Origin of the sequence: Bradyrhizobium sp. ISRA430 (genome assembly GCF_029909975.1) — a bacterium.
In the GTDB taxonomy this organism is placed as follows: domain Bacteria; phylum Pseudomonadota; class Alphaproteobacteria; order Rhizobiales; family Xanthobacteraceae; genus Bradyrhizobium.
In genome coordinates, this window is sequence record NZ_CP094516.1 from 4,365,838 (window position 1) to 4,387,090 (window position 21,253).

Below are 21,253 nucleotides of genomic sequence, written 5' to 3' on the forward strand. Positions count from 1 at the left end.
CGGATGTGCCCGCGTCCGCGCCACCCGCTCCCAGCGGGTCAAGGGCATCTCCGCGCCGATCGCGATCTGCGAATACGCACCGATCTGAGCGTTGTGCTACCAGGCGTTGTTGCCACGACCAGCTAACCGCTCACCGGCGCCTTCTTTATCGCCGGCGGCTAACCCCAAAGAGTTGGCCGAGGCCGTCCTGCGAGGATTAGGGTTTGTAGCCGGCAAGGTTTCGCGACCTATCAAGACGGGCCATATATAGCCATGTGGCAGCAGGGGAACGGGGTTGTGTTCGGAACCAGGCTGTGGCTCGCCGCAGCCGTCCTCGCGGCGACGTGGAGTCTTTTGGTGGCCATGTCCCTTCAGGAGGGGCCGGACCGGACCACGCGGGCGAACCAGGAGGTGGACGGCGGCGCGTCCGCATTGCGCAAGTCGATGTTGCACGATCAGGCGGCGCCGGTGGAGCGGGATCTAGCGGCGATGGGCCGCAACGTCGAACCGCAGACGGCCACGGCCACGAGGACCGTTGACGAGGTCAGCCCAGCAAAACAGCAGGAGAACGCAGGCTTGGCGGAGTTGCAAAACTCCTTGCAGCGGGAACGCGACCGCGCGAGCCGGCTGGAGCACGATCTTGCAGTGGCGCGGAGCGATGTCGCGACGCAGACCTCGCTGGCGGCCAAAGCGGGTGCTGACGCAGACGAACTGAAGAAGATGGCGGACGCAGGCGCGGATTTGCGCAAATCGCTGCAGCAGGAACACGACCGCGCGAGCCGGTTAGAGCAGGATCTTGCGGCAGCGCGGCGCGATGTCGAGACGCAGACCGCGCTCGCAGTCAAGGCGGGGGCCGAAGCAAGCCAACTGAAGAAGACAGTGGACGCACGCGCGGATTTGCGCAAATCGCTGCGGCACGAACGCGACCGCGCAAGCCGACTGGAGCAGGACCTCGCGGCGGCACGGCGTGATATCGCGACGCAGACCGCGCTCGCGGCTAAGGCGGGGGCCGAAGCAAGCCAACTGAAGAAGACGGCAGATGCAGGCGCGGATTTGCGCAAATCGCTGCGGCACGAACACGACCGCGCAAGCCGACTGGAGCAGGACCTCGCGGCAGCGCGGCGCGATGTCGAGACGCAGACCGCGCTCGCGACTAAGGCGGGCGAGGAAGCCGCGACGTTCAAACAAGCGGCGGAAAAAAGCTCCGCGGAGCTGAGGCAATCGCTCCAGCAGGAGCACGACAAGTCGGAGGCGCTGACACAGGAGCTCTCGACAGCGCGAACAAAGATATATGCCTACGAGGCTCAAGCGCGTCAGGCCAGCGATCAGGCCGCAGAAAGCGGCACAGCGGATTTGCGCAAATCGCTGCAGCAGGAACACGACCGCGCGAGCGGGTTGGAGCAGGACCTCGCGGCAGCGCAGCGCGATGTCGAGACGCAGACTGCGCTCGCGACCAAGGCGGGCCAGGAAGCCGCGACGTTCAAACAGGCGGCGGAAAAAAGCTCCGCGGAGCTGAAGCAATCGCTCCAGCAGGAGCACGATAAGTCGGAGGCGCTGACACAGGAGCTCTCGACGGCGCAAACAAAGATATACGCCTACGAGGCTCAAGCGCGTCAGGCAAGCGATCAGGCTGCAGAAAGTGGCACGGCGGATTTGCGCAAATCGCTGCAACAGGAACACGACCGCGCGAGCGGGTTAGAGCAGAATCTCGCAGCAGCGCGGCGTGATGTCGAGATGCATACCGCGCTCGCGACCAAGGCGGAAGCCGAAGCAAGCCAGCTGATGAAGACGGCGGACGCAGGCGCAGCGGAGTTGCCCAAATCCCTGCTGGAGCGCGATCTGGCGTCGGCACGAAGCAATGCGTCAGCGCCTTCGATTGTCGGCGTCGATCAGCTCAGCACGCAATACGAGGCGGAAGCAGCAAAGCCGATGGGAGCAGAGCAGCCAGCCGTCGCCAACACACGCGTCGACGCCCAGCCTACGGCCGAGGATGCCGCGAAAATCGCGAGGCTGCTTGCGCACGCGCACGTGCTGCTTGGTCGTGGCGACATCGGCTCAGCGCGAATTGTGCTTCAGCGCGCCGCCGAAATGGGCAGTGCCCAGGCAAACTTCACGCTCGCGGAAACCTATGACCCACTCATTCTTTCCAAATGGGGAACATCTGGGACGCGCGGCGACGCAAATATGGCGCTTGATCTCTATGCCAGAGCTCTGGCCGGTGGAGTCAAGGAAGCGCAGGAGCGGTCCGACGCGCTGCATCGATAGCGCAAGCCGGAAGAGCGCGGGCCCGATGTATGGCGTCGCGAGTGCGTCGTGGGTCTATAAGTTGGCCGATGAATAGGCTCGTGTGATGGTGCCCGCTTATGGTCGCAGCTTTGGCTGCGCTGTTCTTGGCCATTCCGCCTTCCCTGGTGGATGCGCAAGCGAAAAATGTTCGCCCCATAGCCGATCGCAGCGGCATGATCGCGCGGTCTGTGCGCCATCGGCTTGTTTCGGCGAGCGCGGCACGCGATGTCCGCCACGGCAGCGGTGGTGCTAGCGTCAATCTGCAGACGCTCCAAGGGAGCGCCTCTTTCGAGCAATCGTCAGTCTCTGCAGGCGAGCGTAAAATGCTTGTGCCCTTCGGGCTGTCCAGCCCCCTGCTTCAAGCCCGGAGGAGCAGGCGGCCCACCATATGTATACGCGTTGGTGGGGCCGCTGCTCGCTTCGGGAGACCGAACGATTGGCCATGATGGATCGCTCCAGATTGGTCTTACGCATGTGGAGGGGCAGAGACCACAGGTCGTCGCCACCCATCGCGAGGATAGCATTGTCCAACTGTAGGAGAACGCATGTTCGACGCCGAAACGACTGCGCTATTCACAGCAGTGCTTGAGGAAGTATGCGAGAATATTTCCGTGTATGAGACCGGCGCCAGAGCGCACGTCGCTTCCAAGATCCTCGAAACTGCGGCAAACGGTCAACTCTCAATAAATGTCTTGAAGGCAGCGGGCCAGAAGCCCTGAACGCGCCTACGATGTGACGCTGACTACTCTTCCGAGCACTAGCCGTCGCTGGCAGGCGCCCTTTCTCGCGCAAGCTCTGGAGGCAGGTTCACCGCGTCCTCGGTCATGGATGGTTCCTCGAATCGGGTTGGTGTCGCAACCCAAACCTTACCGATGAATCATCGGTGACCACTCGCAACGTCGCTCGCTACAGCGCGATGTGGGACTCGCGTCGCGAGCGGCTTTGCGGATTAAGGTGGAGAACCGCAGCCTCCCCTGCGATGGAGCGGAGCTCTCACGGTCGACGGCTCGGCACACTGCCCCCGCCGAAACGTGTGCCGAGCCTAGCCAGTCTTTCGCTGGTCGAATTCCCGACCGGCTGACATCGATATTGTCACAACCATGCGGTTCTGAAAATTGCGTGGCGGCAACACTCGCGAATTATCAGAACGCACATGGCGGGTAGCTTCGGCTCGAACGAATGGCGCCATGCATCGGCCGCTATCAGGCCCGAATCTCAGTTGTAAGCTCGGCGGGTCGGGGTTTTCGATCGATTTCCAGCGCTGCTGCGAATGAAGCTCCGTCTCCCGCTCCATCGCTATTCAGCCCCCAGCCCCAGATGGAGCGGGGTCTTGAGCGCGCAAACGTTGCGGTCTTCGACCAACAGGCCTGGGACGCGGCTACCACCTAAATCCGCGGCCATCAGGAGCACTGTACGGATGTCCCCTTGCCGTGCTGGAAGATTTCGAGATGAAATCATCCAAGCCGAAGGAATGGACTGATCTCGAACGTAGGAAGCTTTCGGCGATGATACGCCTGCGGTTCGTTGCGTCTGAAATTGCCGCCGCTCTCCGCCGGCATACTGGCTCAGTAAGGCGGATGGCGCGAGAGATGGGGTTGACGTTGAAGAAATGACGGCAAGCTTTCCCCGCACCGTCGATAAGCCCGAGAATTCGGCCCTCGGCAGACCTCGCGGCCGACCGTAAGCGCTCCTTACTTGTGACGAGATGTTCCCTCTTGACTCAGCTCGCCCTCAGTTCTGGCTATGCGGGTCGCGTCTGTCGGCCGGACGAGATCCGGCTCTGGACTCAAGCCGTGTCTCGTTCCCCGTGTTTCCAATCAGCGCAGAACGGCACTCCAGGTAGCTTTAGATCCCATAGTATTCGCGGTACCATTTGACGAACTTGCGGATCCCCTCCTCGGCGCTGGTCGATGGTCGAAAACCAATGTCCCGCGTCAGATCATCGATGTCAGCGTACGTCGCCGGGACATCGCCGGGCTGCATCGGAAGCATTTCCTTCACGGCAACACGACCCAGCTCCTCCTCGAGCAAGGAAACGACGTGCATGAGCTGCTCGGGCGTGTTGTTCCCGATGTTATAGATCTTCCAGGGCGCGGCGCTGCGTGAGGGATCCGGAGCGTTCGTCGGAGCCTGCTGCCCCGGCGCGGGCGGCCGATCGATCAGCCGGACGATGGCCTCCACGACGTCGTCGATGTAGGTGAAGTCACGCGACATTTGCCCGTGATTGAACAGCTTGATCGACCTGCCCTCCACGATCGCCTTTGCGAATATGAACAACGCCATGTCGGGCCGCCCCCACGGTCCATACACCGTGAAGAACCGCAGGCCGGTGGTCGGCAGCGAGAAGAGATGGCTGTAGGCATGAGCCATCAACTCATTCGCTTTCTTGGAAGCCGCGTAAATGCTGATCGGGTGATCGACGTTGTCGCGGACCGAGAACGGCAGCTTCTTGTTCGAGCCATACACAGAGGATGACGAAGCGTAGAGAAGGTGCCGACATTGGGTATGCCGACAGCCCTCAAGGACGTTCATGAAGCCTTGCAGGTTCGCGTCGACATAAGCGTGCGGGTTCTCCAGAGAATATCGCACGCCGGCTTGCGCCGCCAAATGCACGACGTGGGAAAAGCGGGATTCGGCAAAGAATGGAGCGATGGCCTCGCGATCGGCGAGATCCTTCCTGATAAAGCGGAAGGACGGAAACTCCCGCAGCACACGGAGGCGCCCTTCCTTCAGCGTCGGATCATAATAGTCATTGACGACATCGAGACCAACGACGTCCCGACCGGCCGACGCAAGCCGGTGTACGACGTGAAACCCTATGAAGCCGGCGGCACCGGTCACCAGAATCTTTTGATCAGTCATTGCGCCTGTTATCTGCTCAGGAGCTAAAGTCGCCAGAGTTCTATCTCGGCCGGCTTGCTCGCCCGCTCCAGCCGGGACTTGACGTCCAGGACTAGACCTTGTCCCTCTTTCAGGAGCGTCTGCAAGAATGGCCAGCCCAAATTGATGAAAGTGTCGTGCGCGACGGCGAGAACAACCGCGTCGGCCGGCTGCTGCTCTTTGTGATCGGAGAGTTCAATTCCATACTCGTCGAAGGCTTCGATGCGGTCCGCCCAGGGATCGCGGACCTGAACCTTGATGCCGAACGATTCCAGTTCGCGCACGATATCGATAACCTTGGAGTTGCGTAGATCCGGCAAGTTCTCCTTGAACGTCACGCCCAACACGGTGACAACGCCGCCGCGGGATCCTCTCTTCAGAAGACGCCGAACACACTCTCGCGCAATCCGTGCGCCCATGTCATCATTGATGCGCCGTCCCGCGAGGATGACTTGAGGATGGTACTTCGCTATCTCGGCACGATAGGTCAGATAATAGGGGTCGACCCCGATGCAGTGCCCGCCGACCAGGCCGGGCTGAAACGGGAGGAAATTCCACTTCGTGCGGGCAGCCGCCAGCACATCGCCGGTATCAAGATCAAGCGCATGAAAGATCTGCGAGAGCTCATTCATGAAGGCGATGTTGAGATCTCGTTGTGTATTCTCGATCACCTTGGCCGCTTCAGCGACCTTGATCGAAGGCGCCTGGTAGATGCCGGCCCTGACGACCGCGCCATAGACCTCGGCGACGATCCTGAGCGACTTGGCGTCTTGCGCAGATACCACCTTTTGGATGGTTTCGAAGCGGTGTTCCTTGTCTCCGGGATTGATCCGCTCGGGGGAATATCCGACGTGGAAATCAACGCTGGCCTTGAGACCGGAGGCACGTTCGAGAACCGGCACGCATTCCTCTTCGGTTGCACCGGGATAGACCGTCGACTCGTAAACGACGATGTCTCCCTTCTTCAATGCGCCACCGACGGACCTCGATGCACTCAACAGCGCGCGGAGATCGGGCTTGTTTGCGCCATCAATCGGAGTCGGAACCGTAACGATGAAAAAGTCGGCCGCGGCCAGATCACCCGGCTGGTCAGTGTATTCAATCCGGGCGGCATGCAGATCAGCCATCTCGATTTCGCGCGTCCGGTCCTGACCTCGACGCAACTCGGCGATCCGCTCCGCGTTGATGTCGAATCCGATGACGCGATATCCGGCCCGACCAAACGCCACCGCCACTGGAAGCCCGACGTAGCCGAGGCCTATGACGCCAATGTTTCGGATAGTTGGCAAACCTGTCCGCTCCCAGAACTGCGCTGCAACGTCTCGTTAGCTAGGAAGCACCTCAATTCCACTTCGAGAAATAGCTGATCAGCTGATAGGCGTTTCTCAAACTTCCAAATCGAAATTGGTAAAGAGCCGGAATTGATACCTCCGGAGCCACTCGAATGATATCGCGGCTGAACCGTCCCTTTCTCTGTAGGAGAATTCTGAACCGCTTAAGCATCTCCTCGCTGGATAGACCTTTGGTTCTCTTGCGGGCCGCGATGATGGCCTGCGCTTTCGCGAACAGCTCAGGACTGATCACCGGCTCGAAGGCACCGACTTTTCGGATCCACCGTTCGGGCGGGCCCGGCTTACACTGCTCTCGAGGACGAAACGAGTTCCGATTATAGACGATGTTGCCAGATTGATAAAGGTATCGTGCCGCGATGCCGCGGCGCTTCAGGACGACGATGACGTCCGCCATCTCCTCCGCCCCAATCATCCGATCGTCCCTTACCCTCTCTCCGGACACCCACATGCCTTCAACCGCAACGTGAACCTCCTCCGAATGAATGGACACCTGTAGTAGGCTCTGAGAGCCCGGAGTTGTCGAATGGAAGTGGTCAACGTCGGTCGTTCACGGCCGACTACAAGCGCTAGGCCGTTGAACTGGTGGTCTCGAGTGGTCGATCGATCCGGGTGGTCGCCAAGGAGCTCGGTCTGCACGATTCGGTATTGCGACGCTGGGTCGACAAGTTCCGGCAGGTGGCCGGCATCGGCGACGTGGCGCCCTATCATGCAGGCAACGCCGATGTCGGCGGACCAGGCTTCGGAGATCGCCAGGCTGCGCCAGGAGAACGAACGGCTGCGCATGCAGCGCGATATTTTAAAAAAGTCGATCGCGATCTTTGCCGGAACCCGGACATGAGCTTCCGCTTCATCGAGGACCATCGCGACAGCTATCCGGTGCGGTTGAACGTACCGTGCTCGAGGTCTCGCGATTACGCCGGGCGCGAGCGCCCGGAGAGCGCCGTACAACCTCCAATGCTGTGCTGCAGGCCGAGATCCGGCAGCTCCATCGCGAGAGCGGCCAGCGCTATGGTAGTCCTCGGGTCCACGCCGTCTTGCGGACGCAGGGACCAGCCGTGGCCGGATCGAACGGCTGATGCGACACGGCATGGCATTCGGGCGATCATGGCGCCGCCACGTCGGGTCCGCACCGTCACGATCTGCCGGTCGCGCCGAACCTGATCGCGCGCGACGTCACTGCCGCAAACCCAAACCGGGTCTGGCTTGCCGATATCACCTACATCCCGACAGCCGAGGGCTGGCTGTACTTGGCGGCCGTCATGGACCTCTTCAGCCGCAAGATCGTCCGTTGGGCGATGCGCCATCACATGTGGGTCGAACTCGTTTCCTCCGCGCTATCGATGGCGCTCCGCCAGCAGCGACCCGCTGCTGGATTGATCCATCATTCCGATCGCGACGTGCAGTACGCTTCACACAAATATCGCGCGGCCCTTGCCGTCGCCGGCATCAGCGCATCCATGATGCCGCAAGGCCGACTGCTACGACAGTGCGCCGATGGAGAGCTTCTTCTACACCCTTAAGACTGAGTTCGTCCGTCATCGCCAGTATCAGACCCGTGCCGAAGCCCAGCGTGATATCTTCGCCTTCATCCAGGGCTTCTACAATCGAACCAGGCTCCATTCCGCCATCGGATATATCCCTCAGATCGAGATGGAGCTAAAAGCCGCCTAAACCAGTCCACTTTTTTCGGGGGAAGATCATGTTGCATACTAGCGCAGGAATTCCGATGGGCCCTAAATTTCTAATGGAGGCACGACCTGAATTTCAAACGGCCCCAAGTGGGGGCCGCCAACCCGCTTGATGCGGGTTTTCCTCCAGCAGTTGGGGGGCACCTTTCGGCTGGGGGCCTCAAACAGACGCTTTGCCAAGCTGATTGTTCCCTACCCTCGTTCAGACAACGCGTTCCGGGCAGTGAGCGCCTCGAGGCAACCCCGCGAACAAGACACTCGCAACAACGCCGCCTGTTTGAAATTCCGACACGGCGCTGCTCCAGCCCGGGGGTGACCGCAAAATCCCGGTGAGGATTAGTCTGAATGGCTTACGCGAAGATTCAGTGGCCAGCGTGGTTGAGGCGGCCTTTATGAGTAGCGCAGGACGCCTACGTCATATCCATCCACAAAATGCTCACGTCGTTCACTCCACCTGAAGTCAGCGAACGCTTCGGGATCGCCGGTATGTTTTCGCCATAGGATACCGAGCCCGTTCAAATTTAAAGTGTAAATGGCTATTTGCGCTGACGTGCTCGGTGCGCTTCTCTGCGGACTATGACCACCAAGTTTCACGAGCACCTGTTTTTCAATACGATACCCGTGTCGGCTGACCGGTACTCCTAACTAAGCACATCACGCCGATCGTCGGCGAGGGCTTCCGACCGTCTGCTCGCGGACGTGCGCTGGAGACCGGGTTCGTCAATGGCGCGTCTTCCTTGGCTCGCCTTCAACTTCCTCGATGATCCCCTGTGCTCCAAGCGCGATTGGGGTGGTTCTCACACACCCACCCAAGGCCGCGACAGATCGGACAATTCGGGTCATTCAATGCGGGACTTCTCCTTCAGGTCGCGAATGCGGATTTCAGCCTCTTCTCGTGAGGTGACGATCTCTGACTCATCCGGCACGCGTGCTTCTTGCTGAGTCTCTTGAGCTCGGCGAGCTGTTCTTCCGTGAGCTTGTCCATCTTCAACTCCGCAATGGCCTCGACAAGATCGACCTTCCTCATCGAGCTACATCGGAGAAAACGCTTCTAGGAACGCCGCGCTCAGCCCCTTGAAGGAGCTTGCCCTTAGTAAGCCTTCGGATGTGATCTCCCGGTACTCGGCATAGTACTTCGGTTCGACCCATGTCGCCTTCGGCTTCTTAATCGGCTTCGTGAGCTTGGACTTCGGGCTCACCACCGCATCAAGGGCATTCCTAAATTGACGGGAGGTGGTCCGGCTCCAGCCCGTACCGACCTTTCCCATGTTGCGCAGTTCGTTCCCTTCTTTCTTGCCGAGGTAGAGCGCGGCAACGCCTGTGGGATCTTTGATGAAGCCGACGACGGAAACTTCTCACGCTTGACCGTCTTCACCCTGAGCCAGGCTTCAGTCCTCTCGGAACGGTACGGAACGTCGGCGCGCTTGGAGATAATGCCTTCAAAATTGAGCTTGTTGGCATGCTCGAAGAGCGCCTGACCGTCGCCTCTAGGTGCTCGCTGTAAAGTACAGGCGGTTTTAAGTCGTAATCGTCAAACAGCTTCTTGAGCTGCCGCTTGCGCTCTATCTGAGGCGTTTTGCGAAGGTCCTTGCCATCGATCTATACGAATCAAAGGCGTAATACAACAAGCGATCTTGGTCCCCTCGGGCGAGTTCTGCTTGCAATTCGGCGAGTCGGCTCGGCCTTCGTGGACAACAACGACCTCGCCGTCGATGATCGCCTGAACGGGTAGGTCGAAGGCACCGGCAATGTTGGAGAAGCGCTTGATCCAATTGAGCCGGTTGCGGGTGAATGCCTTGCCGGTGTTCGCCGTCAATATGGAGTTGGATACGGTAACCGTCGTATTTGATTTTGTGGAGCCAGTTCGCGCCCGAAGGTGCTTTGCTCCTAAGCGTGGCGAGCTGAGGCTTGATGAAGCCCGGCATCGCAGGTGCTTTGGTAACCTCGCCACTTATGCAACTCACAGAGCGCCCGCCGTCAGGGGCGACGGCGGGCAGTCTACAATACGAGACACAATGCACCGCCGCAAAAGCGAATCTCTTATTCGATCACTTCAGTGGCGCGCGCAAGAGCGCGCCGACGATGTGGCGCTGAGAACTCCTGCACACCCATGTGTGCGCCGGTTTGGAACGATGGCTCCATCCGCGATTTCCAGCGCAGCGCAGCTTGAGATTCAGACCGGCTGATCGCTCAACGGGAAAGCCCCGCGTCATCGCGGGCTTTTGGGTGGGCCGGAGGCACGGTGAGGCCGAGCGCCTTGGCGGAGGTTTATAACCGGCTCGTAGCCGGTGATATCTGTACCGGAAGCTCGGACGGCTTCTCGCCTCTTAAAATGCGATCCACGTAGGTGGCGGCACGCCGAAACTGATCGACAAAGTTGGGTCCATAGGAGATGAGTCCGCTATAGGGTACGAAGAAGTGGCTTTCGAAATAGACCGCAAGGCAGATTGCATCGGGCAGCCATCGTATAATCAGATCGCGATGCACTACTGCGAGTGGCGTCCCAGTCACGATCAAACCGCCATCCGGGGAACGGGCGAAGGCTTCAATAGCGCGTTCAATCGCGGTTGCCTCGTCTAAGTTGACGGCACTTACCTGCATGCCGATGGCTGGCGCCGCGGATTGGATAAAAGCGTACTGACCGGCCCCGGCGGTTGTGTTGGGATCCCGAAGGACCGCAGCTCGCGTCACGTATGGCGCGATCTCCTTGAGCAATTCCAACCATTTACCGGACAAGTCGTACTCGAACTATGAACCCAGTAGCATTGCCACCCGGGCGCGAAAGACTTTGGACAAAGCCAGCGCCGACGGGATCAGGAACTGTTACGAACACCACTGGAATGATGTGAGTTGCTGCGAGCGTAGGCCCGGCGGACGCGCTGCCACTAGCCAGGATGACATCCGGAGCGAGAGTGGCTAGTTCTGTTGCATATTTTCGCGCGTCGGCGGCACGTCCTGCCGACCAGCGGGCGTCGATATGCACGTTCCGGCCATCGACCCAACCCAATTGTAGGAGCCTTGCATGAACGCTGCATGCTGAGCCCGAGCGTCCAAATCGTCTCGGGCTAGTCCCGAGAGCACGCCGATGCGTCGTATTCTGTCGGCCTGCTGTGCGCGCGCGGCGTGCGGCCCCGCAGCGGCGCCGAATAGAGTGACAAAGTCCCGTCGCCTCATTAGTGGTGCCTGCCAACGGCAGATAGCCTATCACACCGTCAACTGGGGCCCTCATGTGCAAATCGGTAAATTCGGACGCCGACGTCTCAGGATGAGTCAAGAGCGCTGGTCTGAGCCTTGGCCAGGGACTTCAGGTTCCAACCTCAAATCCCGACTTCCCCAGCACCTCGGAAGCTGTAGCGAAGGGCCAACGCCGGACTGGACATCTTGGCCGCGCATGGTCGATCCTCGCCGCGGGCGACATAGCACGTTCGTGTGAGAACCCGATGAAGCGGACTATGATCTCCCTGCGGCTGAGGTGGGCCCCAATCCTAGTGTTGGTCGCATTGGCCGTGTTTGCGATCGTTGCTGTTCGCTCCGTCCGGGAGCCAGTTCTGCGAGCCGCTGGGTGGGCCCTCGTCGTAAACGAGGCGGTCGCGTCCGCCGACATCATCGTCCTATCAATCGATTCCGGTGGCGCTGGGTCGCTCGAAGCGGCTGACCTCGTGCAAAGCGGCATTTCAAAGCGCGTCGCGGTTTTTGTGGAGCTTCCAAATGAGGTAGAAGTAGAGTTCAGCCGCCGGGGACTGCCTTACGAGGATCCGGGGGCAAGGCAAATTCGCCAACTAAGATCGCTTGGCGTGACGGATGTCGTGCGAATATCCAGAGTCGATGGAACCGAAGGTGAAGGCGGGGTTCTTCCGCAATGGTGCGACGAGCATCAGTTCCGATCCATCGTGTTTGTGGCAACTAAGGATCACTCGCGACGATCGCGGCGAGTGATCAACCGAGTCATGAAAGGCCATCCGACACGTGTCGCGGTCAAACCCGCGCGTTACACAAACTTTGACCCCGACCGATGGTGGAAAACACGCAACGGCATCCGGATAGAAATCATCGAGCTTCAGAAACTCTTGTTCGACATCGTGCTGCACCCAATGTCATTTTGACATCGCGCCGTTCTTAGGGGCGCCTGGCGATAGCGATAGCCTTAGCCGCGCTTAGGCGGCATCTTAGCGGCTCAAAAGATCATTTTGGTCTGTGCTGAAGTCTGCTTCGCTGCTGCAACAACGGATTCTGGCTGATTTCGGTGCGCATCCGGCGACGGCCCTGGTTAACGAGATCAATCCGAAAGCAGAGTTGATCGACGTTATCGCCGGATTGCGATGAGATGCCAGGTCGGTTGGCATTGCACCTGAGAAATCGGAATCGGCGGTTCGTGGGGGCTGGCTCCAGAGGGGATGATCAGCGAGCACTGATCCTCTACGATTGCGAAGTCACCGTCATGGCCGAGGAAAACCTGTAATGACCAGGGACGAAGTGAGGGAGGCGCTTGAGGCGCTTGCCGAAGAGAACCACAAGATAATGAGGCGCGCGGCCATCGAAGCCGATCGCCGCTACGCTGAGGCCGCCAAAAAAGAGGGAGTGGCTAGAGCGCCAGCGGATAGCGACGGGCAGCCAGAACCTTAGATGCCATTGATCAACAGATCTCCGACCACTTCATAGATCTGTGGAGCTGTCTTACGCCGCGTGAGCGGCGTTCTGAAGCTGCCAATTCCATGGCATGAGTTCGTGGATGCGCTTGGCAGGGTGATCCGGTAGGCGCCAGCACGTCGGCGAGCCAAGCCTCCGGGTCGATGTTATTGGGTTTGGCGGTGGCGATGAGGCTGTAGATGGCAGCCGCACGCCGTCCGGTCCAATTTTTCGCCCCACGGCGACCGCCCGTAGCTCACGCTCGGCAGCATTGTTAAAGGGCATGATGCTGTCGACGCCTCGTTTCCGGGTTAGTTTGCCAAGGCCGGGATAGGGGCGTCTGGAGCATGAAACGGTGGCAGGCCGTCCTGTCCATGAGCTGCGAGCTCGCGTTGTTACTTGGCCGCCCCCTACGACTTGCCCGGCTGCGCTGTGAGCGCGGATCCGTAGATGTCGTGCAAGCCCCACTGGCTCCGAAACAAAGGAGAACCAAGCATGAGAATCGTCGGCATGGACATCCATCGATCCTTCGCCCAGGTCGCTATTCTGGAGGACGGTGTGATAACCCGACAACTCCGCGTAGATCTTGTCCACGATAGACTTGTCGCGTTCGCCAAAACACTCAGCCGAGAGGATGAAGTGGTCATCGAGGTGACGGGCAACAGCGCGGCGGTCGAACGTCTTCTGCGCCCGCATGTTAAGCGCGTCGCGGTCGCCAACCCGAGGCTTGTTCGAGCGATCGCCTATGCGCGGATCAAAACGGATAAGATCGATGCTGAAACCCTGGCAAAGTTGCATGCTGCCGGTTTCTTGCCTGAGGTCTGGGTTGCCGACGAGGATACCTACGGCCGCCGGCGCCAGATAGCGGAGCGCGCTGGCGTCTTGGCGCAGATCGTCAGAATTAAGGGACGCATGAAGGCAATCCTACATGCCAATCTCATACCGCCCTACAAAGGCCACCTCTTCGGCAAGTCCGGGCAACGTTGGCTCGAGAGTCTGCCTCTTCCACCGGAAGAATATGCGATGCTCCAGCGTCTGATCGCGGAACTCGAACGCGTGACAAAACAGCTGTTGGAGATCGACAAAGTCGTGGCGCAAGAGGCTCTGGATGATCCACGGGCCCTCAAGCTGATGACGATTCCCGGCGTGAGTTCGGTCGTTGCTTCGACTGTGCTGGCTTCGATCGGCGACATCGCACGCTTCCCGTCACCGGATAAGCTAAGCAGCTACTTCGGTTTGACCCGTCGGATTCGACAATCGGGAGAGCACCCGGCAAGGCATGGTCGCATCTCGAAACAGGGTAATCGTGACGCCCGCAAGATGCTGGTTGAAGCGGCCTGGTCAGCCAAGACGGCGCCAGGGCCGCTGCGGGCCTTCTTCAACCGCATTCAGAGGAAGCATGGGCCTGGAGTCGCGGCCGTCGCAACGGCACGTAAGCTCGCAGTGATGATCTGGCACATCCTGACGACCGGGAAAGATTATGCTTACGCGCGCCCAGCGTTTACAGCGATGAAACTCCGGAAGGTGGCACTCAAGGCTGGAGCGCCCCGTGCCTATGGCAAGGCTGGCCCGGGTCGGGACTACTGGATCAAGGATCTCCGCGAGCGGGAAGCTGGCTACGTCGCACGCGTCGAGCAGGCGTACGAGCGGATGGTGGCGGCCTGGAAGGAGAAGCCAAAAAAAGTTGTCATGAACTGACGGGAGGAAGCGGCTAAATGTGTCCCGCTTTGGCGCGAGCTACGGTTGCATTGAGCGCTGGCGCTACCCGCCCTAGGCCCCCGGAAGGACCCGAGGAATTGCTGGCAGCAACAGCGCCCCCTGCGGTGTTCATACGAACACCTTCACGTCCTTTTCGTGCGTCCCCGCCATCAGAACCGCCTCAAGATAATCCCGGTCCAGGCACTCCCTTGTCACGATCTTAAACCGGTCAGCAATGATCTCTTGCTCGTTGCGATCATCCTTAAGCGCACGCACATCGCACTTATTGATAGTTGCGGTGAGTAACTATCCATCCCCGTAGTCCTGCCACTTGCCGGCGAACCACTCCGCGGTCTCGCGAACCAGACCGTAAGATGGACGAAAGCGGTCAACTCGGCGAGAGATGAATGCTTTGACCTTGGAGACCTCGGGCTGGCTCATGGCATCGAGTTCGCCGAGCTCGACGCACCACACGCCGCCCACCTGCATCGCGGCATCTTTGCTGCCAAGGTCGCTGATGTCGTCCGTGAACCACGGATCGAACAGTGCCTTAATGGCCGTGGATTTCTTCAGCCCCCGTTCGCTCTCCAAGCTCGTCACCGTATCTACTTTACAGCCGGGATCGAAGATCCGAGCGACAGACTGATCCTCATGTTGCGGCCGACCAGCTTCGTGTACTCAGTCTGCTCCGAACCGAAATAAGTCGAGAACATCGTGTCGAGCCGAAACACGCCGTCATGTTCAATGTGATCGAGACAATCCTGCACGGGATGGAAGCTGCGATCACGGGCCACCAACTCGACCGCTTGTGCAGTCACAGCCGGCGACACGGTAATGATCTCCATGGTCTGCAATCAGTGCGTGACAACGAGATTATCCTGTTCGGTCTACGGCGCGGTTGGAAATTCGCAGCATCGATGAACGGCTGCCGCGGCGGCACGTCAATGAGCATCATTTGATGCGAAAACCAGCATTCCTTGCCAGCGTTGCTCCCCGCGCAGCGCGAGCGCTGCATTGGCGAACAGCGGCTTGGGGAAGTCGTTCTTGGCGCGGATCAATTCATGGCCGCTCGCAATCAATTCTCGATAGCGCTTAGCAGATACACGCGATGTTCGGATGCGGGCTCCGTGGAATGAGGCCAAGGCGTTGCAGCGGCCTGTGCCGGATGAGGCTGCTCAGGATCGTGATGCGCGGTGCGGATAAAGGAAGATCGGGCGGCGGCATAGGAGAAGGAACAACCCTCTTAAGTCCGAATTGGCTCATTGGATCATAAGTAAAATCGGCTGACGGGTCCCCTTTGTGCCTTCTGCCCAAGACGGGACCCGCGCTCCGGGAGAATTCATTGTGGCTTACCCTACAGAAGAGCAGATACGGAAACGCGCGTTCGAACTGTGGGAGCTGGCGGGCAAACCCGAAGGACGCGAGGACGAGTTCTGGCGCCAAGCGCAGAGAGAATTGCAGGACGCAGAGGAGCGTTGTGACCCAAACAAAGGTGCCGACATTTGACGCGAGATGACGCTAATGCGCTGGTGTGTGTAGCGAAAACCTAGACCCGGACGTAGTGGTGATGGAGTCCGCCCAGGATGGGGAACGATTTGATGCTCCCGGTCCGCTGAATCGGGCGAGAGACCGGCGCATCTTTATCCAATGATCGATGCGTTCTGACGTCGTTGTAATAGCGCGCGTAGGATCGAAGGATTCGACGTAGATGGGCCTCGCCGAAAACGACGATACGATCCAAGCACTCGCAGCGGATTGACCCGATCAGCCGTTCGGCATAGCCATTCTGCCAAGGTGAGACCGGTGCAGTAGGCTTGTCCCGAATGCCCATGGCACGCAATCGACGAGTGACGATTCCGCCATAAATGCGGTCGCGGTCTCGGATCATGTAGCCCGGCCCGCATCCCAAGAAATGCCTCCGTGATCTGACGGGCATCCGCCGTCGGATTATTTGTGACGTTGATCCAGATGAGGTCTCTGCGGGCTTTTTAGAAAGCTGGCCCGAGCCTCGCTTGTCTAAATTTGGTTGGTGAAGGATTCAGACTGCGAGGGACTCAAGGATTAGATTACCCAGACGTGAGGCCCGGGAGCCGCTACCAATTTGCTACAACCATCACGCATCCGACGCTAACGTCCGCGCTGTCTCTCATATGCGATTGTTTTTGAAAGGCTTTCTGGTAGCGGGGGAGGGACTCGAACCCCCGACCCCAGGATTATGATTCCCGTGCTCTAACCAGCTGAGCTACCCCGCCACAGGGCTCGCGCGGCCGAAACGGCCGATCTCGCGAACGCGCGGCATATAAGGAAGGGGATTGCGGGCTGTCAAGCAATCCGCCTGCGCCAGGGCTTCCGCCTTGGCTAAAGCTTCGGCGGACAAGTCGGGCGGGCCAATTCGGCCTTTTGGGCACTGAATCCGTCATGCCCGGGCTTGTCCCGGCCATCCAGGCCTTCATCCAAGGCCAGAGAACGTCATGCCCGGGACAAGCCCGGGCATGACGAGATTTTCGGATGGGGAACGGGCCCTATTTCGGCCTCACGTTCGGGTCGCCGCCGGGGCTGCCGGGGGGCGGGATCACCGGAGTGTTGCCGCCGTCAGGCGCAGGGGCGTGCATTTCGGGGTCGACGCCGGAGGGCGGGCAGATCACGCCCTCGGATTTGGCCAGCTTGTCGCCGAGCGGTTCCCTGGCCTGACCGGTGGTGGTGCCGTCGGGCTTGGCCGGGCTTTGCAGCCGGTCCTGGGGCGTGCAGTCGGTGACGTGCTGCGGTGACGGCGGCGCGGTCTGCTGCGGCGGCGTCGCCGGTGCTGGCGGTGCCTGCGCGATCGCGGCGCCGGAGGCGGCGATCGCAAGGCTTGCCAGGATGAATGTCGATGTCGTGCGCATAGAATGGAAACGCGCCAAGCTTGGCGCGCGTTCCTCCCTGGCACGATCACGATTTGCGGTAGCGGATCAGCGAAAAGTGCCCCATCGGCGGCATCGGCCGCCGCTCGGCGAGCGTGATGCCGCCGTGCCGTGCGGCCCAGTTGACGAGGCGGGCCCACGGGAATTCCGGACGCCAGCCGAGCCGGCGTGCGACCGGCGCAAAGGCAAGTTCGAACAGTTTTCGCGGCCCCGTCTCGGCGCCGATGTGGTTGACGAGGATCAGCTCGCCGCCGTGCCTGAGAACGCGCACGAACTCGTCAAGCGTGCCTTCGGGATCGGGCACGGCGGTGATGACGTATTGCGCGACCACCGCGTCGAAAAAGCCGTCGGGGAACGCGAGGTTCTTCGCGTCCATCACCGAGAGCACCTCGACATTGGAGAGCCCGAGCGCGCGCACGCGTGCCTGCGCTTTGCGCAGCATCGGCTCGGAGATGTCGACGCCGCAGATTCTCGTCGTGCGCGAGTAATCCGACAGCGACAGGCCGGTGCCGACGCCGACGTCGAGGATGCGGCCGCCGATCCGGTCGGCCTCCGCGATGGTCGACTGCCGCCCGGCGTCGAACACCTTGCCGAACACGAGATCGTAGACGGGCGCCCAGCGGCCATAGGCCTTCTCGACCCCGGCCCGCGAGATATCTGCTGCCATGCCCCCTGCCCTAAGAATATTTAGCCGCGTACCGCTTCCACCAGCGGCCTCACCGCGCTTGTCGCGACCTTCGCGGCGGCGCTTTGAATAAAGCCACCGCCGAGCACGCGCGCCTGCCCCGAAGGCGCGTCATAGAATACGCAGGCCTGGCCCGGCGAAACGCCCTCTTCGCCGGCGACCAGCTCGACCTCGTAATAGCCGTTGCCGCCGCGCAGCCAGGCCGGCTGCGGCGCACGGGTCGAGCGCACGCGCACGAACATCTCGAGGCCGCCGCCGATGGCGCGGTCGATATCGCCGTCGCCGATCCAGTTGACGTCGCGCAGCACGATGCGGTGCATCTTCAAGGCATCGCGCGGGCCGACCACGACGCGCCGGTTGGCCGCATCCAGCCGCACCACGAACAGCGGCGCGCCGGAGGCGATGCCGAGGCCGCGGCGCTGGCCGACGGTGAAGTTGGCGATGCCGTGATGCTGGCCGAGCACGCGGCCGTCGAGATCGACGATGTCGCCGGGATCCATCGCATTCGGCCGCAAGCGGGTGATGATGTCGGTATAGCGGCCCGTCGGCACGAAGCAGATGTCCTGGCTGTCGTGCTTGTCGGCAACCGCCAGCCCAAAGCGGCGCGCAAGCTCGCGCGTCTCGGTCTTGGCCATATTGCCGAGCGGGAAGCGTAAGTAATCGAGCTGCTCGCGTGTGGTCGCGAACAGGAAGTAGCTCTGGTCGCGCTCGGGATCCGCCGCGCAGGTCAGCGCGCGGGAGCCGTCCGCGAGGCGATGCGAGGCGACATAATGGCCTGTGGCGAGCGCGGTCGCCCCTAACTCGCGCGCAGTCCTGAGGAGGTCGCGGAACTTGACCGAACGGTTGCACTCGATGCACGGCACCGGCGTCTCGCCGAGCGCGTAGCTATCGGCGAAATTGTCGATGACGGACTCGCGAAAACGGTCCTCGTAGTCGAGCACGTAATGGGGAATCCCGAGCTTGGCGGCGACGTCGCGGGCGTCGTGGATGTCCTGGCCGGCGCAGCAGGCGCCCTTGCGATGGGTCGCCGCGCCATGGTCGTAGAGCTGCAGCGTGATGCCGACGACGTCGTAGCCTTCCGCCTTCAACAGCGCAGCCGTCGTCGAGGAATCGACGCCGCCCGACATGGCGACGACAACCCTGGTATCCTGCGGACGGCCTTCGAGATCCAGACTGTTGAGCATGGCTTAACGGCTGTTGAATGCGAGTGCGGCGGCTGGTGTTTCCGCGAGATTCTATTGGCTTTGGTCGGGACACCCGCGATCCCGGGGAACTCTGGTTCCCCTGGGAACGGCTTGCCCGGTCGAAAGCGGCTGAGAGCTACCCTTTAATATAGGCCGCATTCCGGTGAAGCAATCGCGCGCGGGAGCCGCTTTAAGGCAATTCTTGCCGGGGAGGCAGAAATGGCGGGGTTATTGGGGACCTGATGGAGCGACCAGAACTCCGACAACATATTGATATTATTGTATAAATCACTATTGCGCCGGACTGGCCCGCTCCTTGCTCACCCCTCATCCGAAGATGTTTGCAAGGGGTCGCCTGTGGTTGGTGTGACGTCAGATGTAGTTGCCAGCGTGCCTGTGCCGAGCGCGCCACAAAGGCCTGCCCGCTCGCAGAGCTCGCAAGACGCGTCCGCGAACGACTCCTTCGGCGCGCTGGTGGACAGCAACACACAGGCGATCAGCAACAACGCGTCGTCGCAGGCGCAGGACGCCGCGCCGCGCCGCTCCGAACAGGCGTCGTCATCCTCCGACAAGGGCTCGCGCGACACCTCCGCGACCGACCAGTCCACGCAGAGCAAGGCGAGCGACAATGCGGATTCATCGCCGCCGACGCACGACGATACCTCCGCCGCCAAGGCCAGCGACAAGCCCAAGGACAAGGCGGATACAACCAAAGCCTCCGGAAAGTCCGAGGCGAGCAAGGGCGACAAGAGCGACGATACCGACACCCTCGCCGCCGCCGTCGATGCCGCAACCGCCACGCAGCCGGACGCGACGCAGGCAGCCACGCCGGATCCGAACGCGATCGTCATTGCCGCGCCCATGGTCCCGACCGACCCGAACGCGGCGGCGAGCCAAGCCGGCAACGCTTCCGATTCGCCGCTGACGATCGCCGCTGCCGGCCTCGCCGCCAGCGCCTCGACCGCGGCGCAGATCGCAGGCCCCAAGACCGATACGGCCACGGCGAGCGACAAGAGCGCCAAGACCGCGGGTGCAACCGTGAGCGCGGACACCTCGGCGACGCTCGCGGATGCTGCCACCGGTGCGACCGACGCGACGGCGAGCGATGCCAAGACGAGCGGTGTACAGTTCGTGGCAATCGAACAGGGCACGCCAAAAACCTCATTCAAGGCCGCTGCGACCGCGCAGGCACAGACCGACGTCTCGAATATCGGTCAGGACGCGGGCAAGACGGGCGCCACCAGCGCACAAAATCCCGCGACGGCGACGAATCCCAACGCGGCCGCGCATCCGCAGGCCGCCAAGCCGCAGGCCGACGCCGGCGTGACCGATGCGAAGGCCGGCGCGTCCGACCGCACCGCCGACGCAACGCCGGGCGTGCCCACCACACACGCCCACGCCAGCGCACAGGCCAACGTCACTCCGACCGACACCAGCGCGCAGGCCGCATCGACCGTGCAGGCGCCGCTGACCACGACGACCTCGTCCGCGACCGCCTCCACCGCAACGCTCACCGCGACTGCAGCAACTGCGACCGCCGTGCCGATCAGCGGCCTGCCGATCGAGATCGCCGCCGCCGCGCGCGCCGGCAAGACGCGCTTTGACATCAGCCTCGATCCGGCCGAGCTCGGCCGCATCGACGTGCGCATCAATGTCGACCGCAACGGTCAGGTCACCTCGCATCTCACCGTCGAGAAGCCGGAGACGCTGTCGATGCTGCGGCAGGACGCGCCGCAATTGCAGCGCGCGCTCGACGATGCGGGCCTGAAGACCGGCAGCAACGGCCTGTCGTTCAGCCTGCGCGACCAGAATGCATCCAGCCAGAACTCCGGCAACAACAACGACAATGGCGGCAATGCCCGCCGGCTGATCATCAGCGACGAGGACGCAGCTCCTGCCGCGCCCGTGGGACGCAGCTATGGCCGCATGCTCGGTTCGAGCAGCGGCGTCGACATCAGAGTGTGAGGAGTATTCG

Annotated in this window: 20 protein-coding genes, 1 tRNA gene and 2 pseudogenes; 8 read left to right on the forward strand and 15 right to left on the reverse strand. The window is 61.2% G+C overall.

Features of this window, described 5'->3' with window-relative positions; all coding sequences use genetic code 11:
- The first annotated feature begins 336 nt into the window (after positions 1–336).
- Both MTX21_RS20815 and MTX21_RS20820 read left to right on the forward strand, forming a co-directional pair.
- On the forward strand, positions 337–2,244 hold the full coding sequence (locus MTX21_RS20815; RefSeq protein ID WP_280966575.1) for a hypothetical protein: 1,908 nt from the start codon (positions 337–339) through the stop codon (positions 2,242–2,244).
- Positions 2,245–2,810: 566 nt separating this feature from the next.
- Positions 2,811–2,984, forward strand: a complete 174-nt coding sequence (locus tag MTX21_RS20820) for a hypothetical protein (RefSeq protein ID WP_280966576.1) — start codon at positions 2,811–2,813, stop codon at positions 2,982–2,984.
- Positions 2,985–4,110: 1,126 nt separating this feature from the next.
- Here the strand turns inward: MTX21_RS20820 and MTX21_RS20825 are convergent.
- The 3 genes from MTX21_RS20825 to MTX21_RS20835 are packed head-to-tail and all read right to left on the reverse strand — an operon-like array spanning position 4,111 to position 6,891.
- Positions 4,111–5,127, reverse strand: coding sequence for an NAD-dependent epimerase (locus MTX21_RS20825; RefSeq protein WP_280966577.1), 1,017 nt, complete (start codon positions 5,125–5,127; stop codon positions 4,111–4,113).
- Positions 5,128–5,150: 23 nt separating this feature from the next.
- Positions 5,151–6,434: a nucleotide sugar dehydrogenase gene (locus MTX21_RS20830; RefSeq protein ID WP_280966578.1), complete on the reverse strand. Its 1,284-nt coding sequence runs from the start codon at positions 6,432–6,434 to the stop codon at positions 5,151–5,153.
- Positions 6,435–6,486: 52 nt separating this feature from the next.
- Positions 6,487–6,891, reverse strand: a complete 405-nt coding sequence (locus MTX21_RS20835) for a recombinase family protein (protein ID WP_280966579.1) — start codon at positions 6,889–6,891, stop codon at positions 6,487–6,489.
- A 185-nt stretch (positions 6,892–7,076) separates the two neighbouring features.
- Between MTX21_RS20835 and MTX21_RS20840 the strand changes: the two are divergent.
- A pseudogene (locus MTX21_RS20840) lies at positions 7,077–8,168 on the forward strand (IS3 family transposase).
- 879 nt (positions 8,169–9,047) lie between these two features.
- Here MTX21_RS20840 and MTX21_RS20845 read toward each other — a convergent pair.
- The 4 genes from MTX21_RS20845 to MTX21_RS20860 form a co-directional block, all read right to left on the reverse strand.
- Positions 9,048–9,212 carry a hypothetical protein gene (locus MTX21_RS20845; RefSeq protein ID WP_280971308.1) on the reverse strand — a complete coding sequence of 55 codons (165 nt, stop codon included), beginning with the start codon at positions 9,210–9,212 and terminating at the stop codon, positions 9,048–9,050.
- Between the two features lie 4 nt (positions 9,213–9,216).
- A complete protein-coding gene (locus tag MTX21_RS20850) occupies positions 9,217–9,519 on the reverse strand; it encodes a hypothetical protein (protein WP_280971412.1) in 303 nt (100 codons plus the stop codon).
- 197 nt (positions 9,520–9,716) lie between these two features.
- Positions 9,717–10,001, reverse strand: coding sequence for a hypothetical protein (locus MTX21_RS20855; protein WP_280966581.1), 285 nt, complete (start codon positions 9,999–10,001; stop codon positions 9,717–9,719).
- Positions 10,002–10,453: 452 nt separating this feature from the next.
- Positions 10,454–10,921, reverse strand: a complete 468-nt coding sequence (locus MTX21_RS20860; RefSeq protein WP_280966582.1) for an ABC transporter substrate binding protein — start codon at positions 10,919–10,921, stop codon at positions 10,454–10,456.
- A gap of 704 nt (positions 10,922–11,625) precedes the next feature.
- Between MTX21_RS20860 and MTX21_RS20865 the strand changes: the two genes are divergently transcribed.
- Together MTX21_RS20865 and MTX21_RS20870 are read left to right on the forward strand one after the other, a co-directional pair.
- The gene (locus MTX21_RS20865) at positions 11,626–12,288 is read left to right on the forward strand and encodes a hypothetical protein (RefSeq protein WP_280966583.1); all 663 of its coding nucleotides are present in this window, start codon (positions 11,626–11,628) and stop codon (positions 12,286–12,288) included.
- A 91-nt stretch (positions 12,289–12,379) separates the two neighbouring features.
- A complete protein-coding gene (locus tag MTX21_RS20870) occupies positions 12,380–12,508 on the forward strand; it encodes a hypothetical protein (RefSeq protein WP_280966584.1) in 129 nt (42 codons plus the stop codon).
- 351 nt (positions 12,509–12,859) lie between these two features.
- Here MTX21_RS20870 and MTX21_RS20875 read toward each other — a convergent pair.
- Positions 12,860–13,087, reverse strand: a pseudogene (locus MTX21_RS20875) (transposase domain-containing protein); the annotation flags it as partial.
- A 234-nt stretch (positions 13,088–13,321) separates the two neighbouring features.
- Between MTX21_RS20875 and MTX21_RS20880 the strand changes: the two are divergent.
- Positions 13,322–14,509: an IS110 family transposase gene (locus MTX21_RS20880; protein ID WP_280971123.1), complete on the forward strand. Its 1,188-nt coding sequence runs from the start codon at positions 13,322–13,324 to the stop codon at positions 14,507–14,509.
- Positions 14,510–14,815: 306 nt separating this feature from the next.
- Here MTX21_RS20880 and MTX21_RS20885 read toward each other — a convergent pair whose 3' ends face one another.
- The 3 genes from MTX21_RS20885 to MTX21_RS20895 all read right to left on the reverse strand — a co-directional run bounded on the left by MTX21_RS20885 (position 14,816) and on the right by MTX21_RS20895 (position 15,651).
- Entirely contained in the window at positions 14,816–15,100 is a 285-nt protein-coding gene (locus tag MTX21_RS20885; protein WP_280966585.1) for a VapE domain-containing protein, read from the reverse strand.
- Positions 15,101–15,114: 14 nt separating this feature from the next.
- Complete coding sequence (locus MTX21_RS20890) at positions 15,115–15,354, reverse strand: hypothetical protein (RefSeq protein WP_280966586.1); 240 nt, start codon at positions 15,352–15,354, stop codon at positions 15,115–15,117.
- A 96-nt stretch (positions 15,355–15,450) separates the two neighbouring features.
- Positions 15,451–15,651, reverse strand: a complete 201-nt coding sequence (locus MTX21_RS20895; RefSeq protein WP_280971189.1) for a hypothetical protein — start codon at positions 15,649–15,651, stop codon at positions 15,451–15,453.
- A 202-nt stretch (positions 15,652–15,853) separates the two neighbouring features.
- Between MTX21_RS20895 and MTX21_RS20900 the strand changes: the two genes are divergently transcribed.
- Positions 15,854–16,015, forward strand: coding sequence for a DUF2934 domain-containing protein (locus tag MTX21_RS20900; RefSeq protein ID WP_280966587.1), 162 nt, complete (start codon positions 15,854–15,856; stop codon positions 16,013–16,015).
- A gap of 669 nt (positions 16,016–16,684) precedes the next feature.
- Here the strand turns inward: MTX21_RS20900 and MTX21_RS20905 are convergent.
- The 4 genes from MTX21_RS20905 to mnmA form a co-directional block, all read right to left on the reverse strand.
- Positions 16,685–16,761: transfer RNA gene (locus MTX21_RS20905), tRNA-Met, on the reverse strand.
- Positions 16,762–17,031: 270 nt separating this feature from the next.
- Positions 17,032–17,391 carry a hypothetical protein gene (locus MTX21_RS20910; protein ID WP_280971124.1) on the reverse strand — a complete coding sequence of 120 codons (360 nt, stop codon included), beginning with the start codon at positions 17,389–17,391 and terminating at the stop codon, positions 17,032–17,034.
- Positions 17,392–17,437: 46 nt separating this feature from the next.
- On the reverse strand, positions 17,438–18,076 hold the full coding sequence (locus tag MTX21_RS20915) for a class I SAM-dependent methyltransferase (protein ID WP_280966588.1): 639 nt from the start codon (positions 18,074–18,076) through the stop codon (positions 17,438–17,440).
- Positions 18,077–18,096: 20 nt separating this feature from the next.
- Positions 18,097–19,278 carry a tRNA 2-thiouridine(34) synthase MnmA gene (gene mnmA, locus MTX21_RS20920; RefSeq protein ID WP_280966589.1) on the reverse strand — a complete coding sequence of 394 codons (1,182 nt, stop codon included), beginning with the start codon at positions 19,276–19,278 and terminating at the stop codon, positions 18,097–18,099.
- 357 nt (positions 19,279–19,635) lie between these two features.
- On the opposite strand from mnmA, the gene MTX21_RS20925 reads away from it, so the two are divergent.
- Positions 19,636–21,243, forward strand: a complete 1,608-nt coding sequence (locus tag MTX21_RS20925) for a flagellar hook-length control protein FliK (RefSeq protein ID WP_280966590.1) — start codon at positions 19,636–19,638, stop codon at positions 21,241–21,243.
- Positions 21,244–21,253 lie beyond the last annotated feature (10 nt).

Coding starts and splice junctions, on each gene's coding strand:
- MTX21_RS20865 (WP_280966583.1), top strand. CDS start 11,626: ATGAAGCGGACTATGATCTCCCTGCGGCTGAGGTGGGCCCCAATCCTA.
- MTX21_RS20890 (WP_280966586.1), bottom strand. CDS start 15,354: ATGGAGATCATTACCGTGTCGCCGGCTGTGACTGCACAAGCGGTCGAG.
- MTX21_RS20825 (WP_280966577.1), bottom strand. CDS start 5,127: ATGACTGATCAAAAGATTCTGGTGACCGGTGCCGCCGGCTTCATAGGG.
- MTX21_RS20820 (WP_280966576.1), top strand. CDS start 2,811: ATGTTCGACGCCGAAACGACTGCGCTATTCACAGCAGTGCTTGAGGAA.
- MTX21_RS20835 (WP_280966579.1), bottom strand. CDS start 6,891: ATGGCGGACGTCATCGTCGTCCTGAAGCGCCGCGGCATCGCGGCACGA.
- MTX21_RS20880 (WP_280971123.1), top strand. CDS start 13,322: ATGGACATCCATCGATCCTTCGCCCAGGTCGCTATTCTGGAGGACGGT.
- mnmA (WP_280966589.1), bottom strand. CDS start 19,278: ATGCTCAACAGTCTGGATCTCGAAGGCCGTCCGCAGGATACCAGGGTT.
- MTX21_RS20910 (WP_280971124.1), bottom strand. CDS start 17,391: ATGCGCACGACATCGACATTCATCCTGGCAAGCCTTGCGATCGCCGCC.
- MTX21_RS20845 (WP_280971308.1), bottom strand. CDS start 9,212: ATGAGGAAGGTCGATCTTGTCGAGGCCATTGCGGAGTTGAAGATGGAC.
- MTX21_RS20915 (WP_280966588.1), bottom strand. CDS start 18,076: ATGGCAGCAGATATCTCGCGGGCCGGGGTCGAGAAGGCCTATGGCCGC.